Genomic DNA, 11,080 nt, shown 5'->3' with positions numbered 1-11,080 from the left:
AATTATTCCGTTTTAAGCGAGATTACAACCGTTAGAAAAATTAATCTGTAATTTTAGCATGAATAGCGTTTGTGGCAACCGTTAGAATTTAAAATTGCGGAACTCTACATGTAGTTGAGATATACGCTTCGCTGAAAATATCAAAAAATCTGAGCAGCCTCACGGCCACGCGGTTCCATTCGCTTGGACAATCAAGTTGTGAATATTGCAAGAGTATAACCAGTTCTGCTAGAAACAATCGAAACAACGACTGCCGGCCTCGTGTCGGCAGTTTTTTTGTTGCGCTACGCATGACGATTAAATAGGCGGTGAAAGGAAAGTCCACTGTGGGTGTTACGTCAAGCAAATCTACCGGGGCCCGTACAAATACATGCATAAGCTTAATATTAGTGCAGTTAAAAGAAATATCACCTCATTGTTCGCAGCTTCGCGCAGACCTTACAATTAATGCATCAGAGGAGGTTTTATGTATGAGTGCACCAAATCCCGTTCAAACAAAGTCCAGCAACTCATCCAAATCAGATTTTGCTGGTTTGCTAAGATTTATCGTTCGAAATCGCGCCTTGTATATCATGCTGATTCCAGGCATGTTTTACTTTCTGCTTTTCAAATACTTTCCGCTCGCAGGAAGTGTTATCGCATTCCAGGACTACAACATTTTTAAAGGTTTTTTGGATAGCGAATGGGTAGGATTCAAATGGTTTGAGCAATTTTTTTCTTATCCTAATCTTATCCGCTTGCTTAAAAATACTATTATTATCAGCTTCTATCAAATCATATTTACATTCCCGGCTCCGATCCTTCTGGCGATTCTTCTTAACGAGCTGCGGATGCAGAGCTTCAAACGAGTGGTGCAAACGATCGTCTATTTGCCTCACTTCCTTTCTTGGACCATCGTATTCGGTTTTGTTTATACGCTTTTGTCCGTACAAACAGGCTTCGTCAACCAGGCTATTGAAGCATTGGGCGGATCAGCAGTCAATTTCCTGCAAAAAGCTGAATATTTTCGCACTATCATCATTTCAAGCGGTATTTGGAAGGAAATGGGCTGGAGTGCAATTGTCTTCCTGGCTGCTATTGCCGGCATTAGCCCGTCTTTGTATGAAGCTGCAAAAATTGACGGTGCCAGCCGCTTCAAGCAATTCCTGCACATTACATTGCCAGGTATGACACCAGCTATTATGATCTTGCTGCTTCTCAAAATCGGCCATATTCTGGATCTTGGGTTTGAACAAATTTACTTGTTCTTAAATCCGATGACCTTAAGTACAGGGGACATCCTGGACACTTATGCATACCGAATTGGTATTCTTGGCGGTAAATACAGCTTGACGACGGCTATCGGCTTGTTTAAATCCGTTGTTGGACTACTTATGCTCGTCATCGCAAACCGGGCTAGTAAAGCTACAACCGGCGAAGGACTTTACTAGGAGAAGAAGTTCAAAAAGTCAAAACGGGACTTTTTGAACGCTACAAGGAGAAGGACGATATGAAAATTAAACAATCATTTGGTGAAAAGCTATTCGACATTTTTAATATGACATTGCTGCTTTTGACTTGTGCTGTAATCCTGGTTCCACTACTGCATGTACTGGCAGGTTCACTTAGCGAAACAAGTGCGCTGATCCATGCGAAAGTAACGCTCTGGCCAGTTGGTCTCAATTTTGATAACTATGTTCTTGTTTTCAAGAATACAACGTTCTGGCGGTCCTTTTTTGTAACCGTATTTATAACCCTGACAGGCACGACGATTAACATGCTGCTTACGATCTTTACAGGGTATCCATTGTCAAAATCCTTTTTGAGAGGCCGTAAGCCGTTCATGCTTTTCATTATTTTCACAATGATCTTCACAGCTCCAATGATTCCTTCCTACTTGCTCGTTAAAGAGTTGGGATTGCTGAACTCCGTCTGGGCGTTGATTGTTCCGGGAGCGTTGGCTGCGTTTAATCTGATTCTTTGCATTACATTTTTCCGGGGCTTGCCGGAGGAACTATTCGAAGCTGCCCGTGTTGATGGGATGAATGAGTATCGTGTTGTTGCTCAGATTGCGTTTCCTTTATCCATGCCAATCGTTGTAACTCTGGCTTTATTTTACGCGGTATCCCATTGGAATAACTACTACTCCGCCTTATTGTATGTTACTGATCCGGATATTCGTCCGCTTCAGTTGTATTTGTACAATTTGCTCGCCCAATTTGAAACCAGTGATACGTTATCGCAAATGAACAGCATGGTATCATACGATATTTCACCACAAGGCTTGCAGAATGCAACCATTATCGTGGCTACTATTTCTATTGTAATCATTTATCCGTTCATTCAAAGACACTTTATTAAAGGTGCCATGATCGGATCTTTGAAAGAGTAATAACTTGCTTTGTTGTCAATTCCATTGACATATATAATTAAAAAATAGGGAGGAAAAACATCAATGAAGAAAAATACAAAATGGGTCAGCATGCTGGTTATTGCTGCTATGCTTACGGTTGTTGGCTGTTCCAGCAATAACGGCAGCAACTCTGGAAGCAGTGCAGACCCAGCGCCGGCGCCCACAAACGCGCCATCCGCTGAAAGCAGCAGCAATCCTGACGAGCGAGCTAAAGATTTATCGTTCACTATGTATGTGCCTGACTTGGCAAAAGCAGTTCCAAGCGGCAACTTGCTGGAAGATCCAACAATCGCTTATATGGCAAAAGCATCCGGCATTACACCAAACATAACTTTCCTGGCAAATGCAAATTACGTAGATCAATTGAAGCTTAAATTTGCTGCATCTGAATTTCCGGATGTATACATGGGCTTCGGTTTAACGCAAGGCGACGGCGCTCTTGATAACGACCTGATCCTGCCGCTTAACGAACTGATTGAAGCGCATGGTCCCAATCTCAAACAATATATCCCGCAATATGCGTGGGATGCAGTGACCATTAATGGCCAGATCATGGCTATTCCGGAACCGAGCAACACGCCATCTTCTCGACTGTTCTTCATTCGTAAGGATTGGATGGAACATCTGGGAATTACGGAGTACCCTAAAACTTCTATCCGTGATGGCGACCCTAACCAAAACGGCGAGAAGGATGAAATTGCTTTTACAATGCGTGAAAAGTTCTCATGGACAGGCGATAACATCTGGGGGATGTGGGGAATTTCTCCTTATGAAGGTATCGAGCTTGATGGAGAGGTTGTTCCAGGCTTCATTCACCCCAATATGAAAAAAGGTCTGGCGTTTATGCAAACGATGTACAAAGAAGGTTTACTAGATTCCGAGTTTTTGCTTAACTCCAGCGCAATCACTAATCAAAAAATTGCTTCTGGAAAGGCTGGAACTTGGGGAGGCACGCCAAGCACCGCATTTTTCTTTCAAAAACTGGTTTCCGATGCATCTCCCGGCGTTAATGCAGACGTAGTGGTATTCCCAACTCCACGCGGTACGGGTTATGATGGTCCTATCGGTGCGGTCAACTTTAAAGTTAATAAATCTTATCTGATAATGAAATCCGCCAAAGATCCGGTTGCTGTAGTCAAGTTTTTTGACTGGCTGTTTAGCGATGAAGGCCAAATTTTCTCTGAAATCGGAGTAGAAGGCATTAACTATGCAGAAGAAGGCGGAAATTACTTCTATAGACAATCATCCGAGGCGGAAGCAAAAACGGAATGGCGTAATGTGTTGAAAATGCACGCACATAATGAAAAGGCTTTTGCAGCCAAATATTCCGGCTCAGAATATGAAAAAATGTTGAGAGGCATTGAAATCGCTAACAAAGAAGGTATCGAAAGCTTGACAATGGGCATGCCTGCTGTCGGTCAAAATCTGTTCAATCTTTACTATGAATTTCATGAGCCTGCAGCACGCATTATTGTTGAAGGCGCGGACGTAGACCAAGTGTGGGATGAATTTGTTAAGGACTGGCGTGCTCAAGGCGGTCAAGAGCTTATTGACGAAATGACCAAGTGGGTTAAAGAAAACAAACAATAATACTATCATTGCAGACATATGGGAGACAAAGCATGAATAAATTTCTTAAGTTGATTAGCAGCAAAATGAAATGGAAGCTAATGCTGGTCATTTCAGCTTTAATGCTTATTGTTGTAGTGTTTGCGGGACTCATTGTGTACTCTAAAACATCGGCGATTATTAAAAGTGATGTCGAACGTCTCAGCAATCAAGTATTGAAGCAGGCTAATCTTAACTTGGAAAGATACTTCAACTATTATTCAGAAGGTTTCATGCTGATGTCCATTTCTGCCGAGATAGAAAGCTGGTTACAAGTCCAGAAGGATGATAAATTTCGATCTTTTATTCTTTTCCAAAAGATAAGAGACAACTATATAACGCCGTATATGTATCAATATCCGGAAGTGATGTCTGTCACATTGTATAACTCTAACGGCAATGAAATTAACTATTCCACGAAGTACGGCCTTGTACTCAATTACAGTTTTATTGATTCGGGTCTGGAATCATTCATGGCCCGTGATAATGTTGCTGATGTGCGCTGGTCCAATGATTATTATTTCGAAGGAAAAACGATTGAGCTGCCTGTCATCACCTTGATGCGGAAGATTAGATATGGAGAGCATTCCGGCTATATAAAAATTGATATTAACTTGCACTCCGCGCTGCAGCTGGTGAATGAGCTCGAGGTCGGGGATAGCGGTTACGGTTTTATTATGAATTCAGAAGGTAAAATAATTGCCCATCCCGATCAGGCCGTCATATCTGAATATTTGAACGAGCCTTATTTGGAGACGATACGCTCTCAATCTAGCGGCAGTTTTTTTAGAAAAGAATCGAATGAGATTATTCTGTTTGGTTCCATTAACTATTTTGATTGGAAAACCGTTATCGTCGTTCCTTACAGTGAGTTTGCCAGCAGTGTTTATTTTATTCGCGAGTTTATGATCTCAATTGCCATAGCCGGATTACTGCTTTCTGTAGTGAGCGCAGTTGCCATATCGTCTTCCTTCACCAAGCGTATTGCAAAGCTGCGAAAAATTATTAAAGAAACTTCTCGAGGCCATATTAACATTGCAAACAACATTAGCGGAACGGACGAGGTAGCCGAGCTTGGTCATGCCTATCATGCCATGCTTGAAGATTTGAATCATACCGTCAATGAATTAGCTGATTCCAAGGTTGCCGGACAAAAGGCTGTTATGTCGGCGCTGCAGTCGCAAATCGACTCTCATTTTTTATATAATACGCTGGAGTTAATTAATTCGCTGGCTTCACTGGAAGGCCATACTCAGATCGAACAAACGACGATTGCTTTGGCTGAAATGCTGCGGTACACATCGGATTATAAAAGCAGCGTCGTACCGATCGAGCATGAGCTGGGGCATTTAAATAATTATTTGGATATTATGAAAATGCGAATGGGCGAGCAATTGGAGTATGAATTGCATGTTGATTCTGATGTGCTGCAAAGTGTCTGCCTGAAAGCCATCTTGCAGCCCGTTGTTGAAAACTGTATGAAGCATGCCATTCCACAGCTGGATCAATCTTTACAAATTCAAATTGAAGTACTGGGCAAAGAGGCTGACGGTCAATCTTATATTGAAATGACAATAAGAGATAATGGAAAAGGTTTCACCGCAGACAAGTTGACTTGGATTAATGAGCAGCTGAAGCAAATTGCACTATCTCCCCTGCATCATTCATCCAACAATATTGGATTGTTGAATATCCATTCTCGGCTTCAAATGTATTATCAACACGATAAGCTTGCAGGGATATCCATTAGCAATCCGGAGCATGCCGCCGGAGCAGAAATTATAATTAGAATGCCTAAAGTCCAAGCTTTACAGGAGGTACATGCCAATGCTATATAGTGTAATCATTGTTGACGATGAACATCTGATCCGCTCAAGCTTGGTGAAAAAGGTCAATGAATTAGGCTCTATATTAGTGGCAGGTACAGCGGAAAATGGAGTCAAGTGCTTGCGCTGGCTGGATGAATGGCATGCCGATATTTGCATTACAGATGTCCGGATGCCCCATATGGACGGATTGGAGCTGCTGAAACAAATCAATGAAAAATATCCATGGATGGCTTCAATCGTCATATCCAGTTACGAGGAGTTTACGTATGTCCGGTCCAGCATGCAGTTGAATGCCATTGACTATGTTCTGAAGCCGATCGATCGCAACATACTTCGAGAAACGATAAACCATGCAGTGGTAAAGCTTGCCGAGAAACGAAGACTCGCTGCCATGTCGATCGTTATCAAGAAGCTTCCGTACCATGAGAAGCAGATCGAACAGTGGATTGAGATGGCTCAAACCCTGCAGGTTGAACAAATGTACATGACAGTTATGGATACGCTGATGATGTTCGAGCAATGGACAGGCACCGACTATTATCTGCTTGGTGATATTGCAATTGTGTGGATTGAGCTTATTCTGGAACGTATTAAAAAGGAAAAAAGCGTGTTTGCCCTCCCACAGCTATCCTTGTCCGGCTTAGGCGACGAACCGATTCCCGCCGACCAGAGAAGATTTATATTTCGATTAATAGCTATCGGTTATTTGGAGAACGGAGCCGAGCAAGTATTTGATGTCATGCGTACGATCAAAACACAATTGCTCCATCCTAGCGTAGAGAAAGCAAAGCTCTATTTGCAAGAACATTACGCGGAAAAGATCAGTTTGCAAGAAGTGGCGGATGCTGTAGCGATGAGCAAAACCTATTTTGCAAATTTGTTCAAGCAAGAGACAGGCATTACGATATGGAATCAGTTGGTAGAAATCCGTATGAAGCATGCTAGAGATTTGCTGCTTAACAGCTCATTGAAAAGCTATGAGATTGCTTACAAGGTCGGATATGAAAACAGTATTCATTTCTCCAGGCTGTTCAAGGAACAATATGGCCTAAATCCTGCCGAGTATAAAAAAAGATTCAAAGAGTAATAGACTATTAAATTCTTATCAATTTGAAAGCGTTTACAAATTAATTGCAAATAAGATTTTCTGAAAATTAAGGAGGCAAAATAATGAATCGATTGATAAAGAAGAAGATTTTATCAAAGGTGCTGGTGTTTTTTCTGGCAGTTGCGATTTGTGTGCCAAGCGGTCTGGTTTATGCACAGGAACAAGGGTTTGAAAGCAGCCAGCTAAATACCTTTACTATGACGGAACCTCAAGGATTGGGCTACCCGCTTGCCACCTCAGGCACCACAGAATTTATAAACAGCGCTTACGGGGTGGAGGAGGAGGACGGGAAAATGGTCAATGTTGCCTATACCTCCTCTTCGGGAGATAATTCGGCCGGTTCGGAAGCTCCGGCAAAATTTGTGGTGTACGATTTGGACAACAAAAAGATATTGCGGGACTTCCCTCTGCCGGGTGCCAAGGTAATATGGACCCACGGAACAGATTCCAAAGGAAATGTTTATATTGCCACCCAATCCTATGCTAACGTCTTCCGCTACAGCCCTGTAACAAAAGAATTAGAAAGTTTAGGGGCGATCAGAGCATCGGACGGTACATTGCAAACGGCAATCTATCATGTTAGCTTCGACAGTGAGGATAATGCCTACTTCGGAACATATCCCAGTGCTCTTGTTGTGAAATATGACATCCAGCAAAAGAAATTTGAGATCATTAAAGAAAATTTGTTTGGAGGAAAATATGTTAAAGCTCATGTAATTGCGGATGATGGATATATGTATTTATTTGGGTCCACTGAGACAGAAGCTAAATTTGCCAAATTAGATCTTGAAAGCGGCGAGGTTGAAGAACTTCCTGAATTTTCATATACCGGACCGTTTCGAAATCATGATGGAATCAAAAATTTAACAAATGAAAAAATTGCATTTGATAAAGTTCAAGGATTAACACTAAGAGGGAACTATATTTTCACATTTGTAGAAGCATCTATACCTAACAAACTTGCAATGCTGGTGGTATATGATATCGCAAATAATAGATGGTTGACAGAGTCGGAGAATGTTCTTCGAAATAACGGTACGCATGTTCCCCCAGCATTAGACGATAAGGTTTACGTTTGGGATCGCGGATATTTGAAATTGAAATACTTTGATCTGACAACAGGTACGTACACGGAGGTTTCAGGCTTTAAAGATGGTGATGTGAATCCCGGGATGAGGGGTTCTACATTTATACAATTTGATAATCAAGAAGATTTGCCCGGTCTAACCCTGGTAACGGTTCAGAAGAACGGCACAATCACGTACAACAGTTTTGGTCATCTTGATAGTTCCGGTGGATTTTCTGGGGGGCGTAAATTTGTTTGGGATAATGGGAATACGTATGGATATGAGAATGTACCTGTAGATGCCGGTCTTCAGCCGAAGGTGATTCGTGCTTTGGAAACGGGACCGAAAGGAACGGACACCATTGCCATAGGTGCTTATATGGGACCTGTATTGGGGATTTTAAACCATAAGACGGATGAGATTAAATACATCCCTATGGAGCAAATTGAGGGAATGGGAGAGGCTCATGGAAAGTATTATGCGGGCGCCTACCCCAAGGCTGAAATTTATACGGTGGATTTTAACACTACGGATTTTAGCCAATCTACGAAAACTCTAGTAACAAAACTTAGTGGCGAAGGACTTGATCAGGATCGTCCCTTCCAGTTAATTGAAGCGGGAGAGTATGTGGCCATTTCCAGTGTTCCGGATTATGGAGTCTTGGATGGCGCCTTGACTCTGCTCCCCGTCGCCGACAACGCACAAAAGGAAGTATATAAGGGTATCATTCCGAATCAAAGTATTATCGGACTTGCTTATAAAGATGGCAAGATTTATGGTTCAACCGCTGTTTGGGGCGGACTAGGAATTGATCCTGTTGATGAGAACGCAAAGCTGTTCATCTTTGACCTGGAAACAAAGACAGTTACGAAAGTGGTTGAACCCGACTTACAGAATGTGTCTACTTCCGTTATGCATATCGGGGGACTTTCCATTGGTCCTAATGGGGATTTATGGGCAATTTCGAACGGGATTATTTTTGAAGTTGATCCGGAAACACTGGAGGTAATAAGAGAATTCAAAACAAGGGATACTTCTTGGTCTGCAAATAATGCCTGGTATCTGCCCTATCAGATGAACTGGCTTACAGATACGCTATTGGTTACAAACGCCGGCGAGGTTCTTAGCGCCATAGACACTCAAACCGGTGAAATGCGCAAACTGACCAATAAACAGACTAACTTGATGGCAGTCAGTGAAGACAAAACAAGTATTTATTTCTCCAGCGATCACCAGTACAAGCTCTATAAGATCGATATCAGTTTTGAAGCTAATCGTAAGCCGAGCTTCCTGACGCAGCCGCAAAGCAGCACGGTGAAGGCAGGGGAGGCAGCTGTATTTACAGTTACGGCATCGGGAACGGAGCCTCTTAGCTACCAATGGAAAAAGAATGGAGCGGATATTCTAGGCGCTAACTCGGCTGAGTTGCGGATTAATAATGTTGGAGCTTCGGATGCAGGAGCATACAGCGTAGCTATATCAAATGTCGCAGGCAGCGCAACGAGTGACGAAGCTATCTTGACAGTGAATGTGTCGGAACAGGGGCAGGGCAATTATTTTGTGACTACTCCAACCCAGGCGCCGACATATGAAACAAAGATTGAGGGAGGACAGGTAATAACGACGATACCTGTAAAAACGACAACAGAAACAAACGGAAGAGCCGTTGCTGCAATATCCGAAACTGAGCTGGCTGATGCCATTGCCAAGGCATCGGAGATGGCGGAAAAGCAAGGAGCAAATACCAAAACAGCTATCAGAGTTGAAGTAGATGCGACCGCAGAAGCGGGGACAGTCGGTATTCATTTGATGGCAGAAGCATTGAAGAAATTTATAGAGAGTAAGGCAGATGCATTGACAATAGTCACCCCTCTCGCAACGATGACCATTGAACAGAAGACTGCGGAGGACATTTTCAGAAAGGCAACAGGAGCTGTAACCATTTCTGCGACAAAGGCTGAAACAGCGGCGCTGACAGCCGAAATACGTCAGAAAGTGGGGGACAGACCTGTAGTAAGCTTTGATATTACCGACAAGGACAAGGCAATCGTACAGCTTGACGGCAAGGCGACAGTAACGATACCGTATGTATGGAAAACAGGAGAAAATCCAAATGCAATCATAGTCTATCAGATCAATGAGGCAGGAAAGTACGAAACAGTGACCAATAGCCAGTATGATCCGGCATCGGGAACGATAACCTTCAAGACACCTTATGTTACCAAGTATGCGGTAGCATACAATAAAATTGACTTTGCAGATGTAGCAGACCATGCATGGTACTATGACGCCGTGACCTTTGCAGCAGCAAGAGGAATTACAACCGGAGTCGGTAACGGAAACTTTGGTTCGGAGCAAACAGTGACCCGGGCACAGGCTTTGGTAATGCTCATGAGAGCATTTGGCATTGACGCTGATGAAAATGCTGGAAACGCTGAAAACGCTGAAAACAACTTCAGTGATGCAGGGGACAGCTACTACACCGGATATCTTGCAGCGGCCAAGAGGCTGGGGATAACTGCCGGAGTCGGCAACAACCTGTTTGCACCGGACAGGCAGATTACAAGGCAGGAAATGTTCGTGCTGACTTATAATTTGCTCAAGAGCAACCACGAATTGCCGGTCGGAACCACTGCAAAGAACCTGGCAGACTTCAAGGATGCAGGGGAGGTTGCCGGTTATGCAAATGACGCTGTTGAATTATTTATTAAGACCGGAATTATTTCTGGAAACAACGGCAATATAATGCCGGTAGATTCGGCAAGCAGGGCACAATTTGTACAGATTCTTTATAACGTCTTAACTCTGAAGTGATTTTCCGATTGTAGTAAATTTGCTCAATGCGATTATACGATTTGTTCAGGAAAGGGCGAAAAAGTGGTCAGTCGTTCCGCTTATTGGCTAAAAAATCGTAGAAAAGCCCCAATTAGAGCCAATAGCGGAGCGTGCCATTATTTCGATTCATTGGTGTAACAATTGATAAGCTCGGCAGCCGGCGGGCAGCATCCTCCTTTGTTTAAGACTGCTCTAACGGTTGCTGGTGCGGCTATTTCGATTATTTTCACTCATTTGAAAA

The 11,080-nt window shown here is 42.9% G+C and carries 6 protein-coding genes; all 6 read left to right on the top strand.

The features are described 5' to 3' along the window. Window positions 1–470: 470 nt before the first annotated feature. The 6 genes from ACRRU2_RS27985 to ACRRU2_RS27960 all read left to right on the top strand — a co-directional run bounded on the left by ACRRU2_RS27985 (window position 471) and on the right by ACRRU2_RS27960 (window position 10,818). Window positions 471–1,430, top strand: coding sequence for an ABC transporter permease (locus ACRRU2_RS27985; RefSeq protein ID WP_432506696.1), 960 nt, complete (start codon window positions 471–473; stop codon window positions 1,428–1,430). Between the two features lie 59 nt (window positions 1,431–1,489). Further along, entirely contained in the window at window positions 1,490–2,371 is an 882-nt protein-coding gene (locus ACRRU2_RS27980) for a carbohydrate ABC transporter permease (RefSeq protein ID WP_432506694.1), read from the top strand. 63 nt (window positions 2,372–2,434) lie between these two features. Next, complete coding sequence (locus tag ACRRU2_RS27975) at window positions 2,435–3,982, top strand: extracellular solute-binding protein (protein WP_432506692.1); 1,548 nt, start codon at window positions 2,435–2,437, stop codon at window positions 3,980–3,982. Window positions 3,983–4,014: 32 nt separating this feature from the next. Further along, a complete protein-coding gene (locus ACRRU2_RS27970; protein WP_432506690.1) occupies window positions 4,015–5,838 on the top strand; it encodes a sensor histidine kinase in 1,824 nt (607 codons plus the stop codon). Next, window positions 5,828–6,916, top strand: coding sequence for a response regulator transcription factor (locus tag ACRRU2_RS27965; RefSeq protein ID WP_432506688.1), 1,089 nt, complete (start codon window positions 5,828–5,830; stop codon window positions 6,914–6,916). Before ACRRU2_RS27970 ends, ACRRU2_RS27965 begins: the two co-directional genes overlap by 11 nt. An 83-nt stretch (window positions 6,917–6,999) precedes the next feature. Further along, entirely contained in the window at window positions 7,000–10,818 is a 3,819-nt protein-coding gene (locus ACRRU2_RS27960; protein WP_432506686.1) for an S-layer homology domain-containing protein, read from the top strand. Window positions 10,819–11,080 lie beyond the last annotated feature (262 nt).

Source organism: Paenibacillus sp. GXUN7292, from assembly GCF_050864975.1.
Lineage (GTDB): Bacteria > Bacillota > Bacilli > Paenibacillales > Paenibacillaceae > Pristimantibacillus.
The sequence above is the reverse complement of the archived record's forward strand: the minus strand, read 5'-3'. Positions and strand labels throughout refer to the sequence as shown.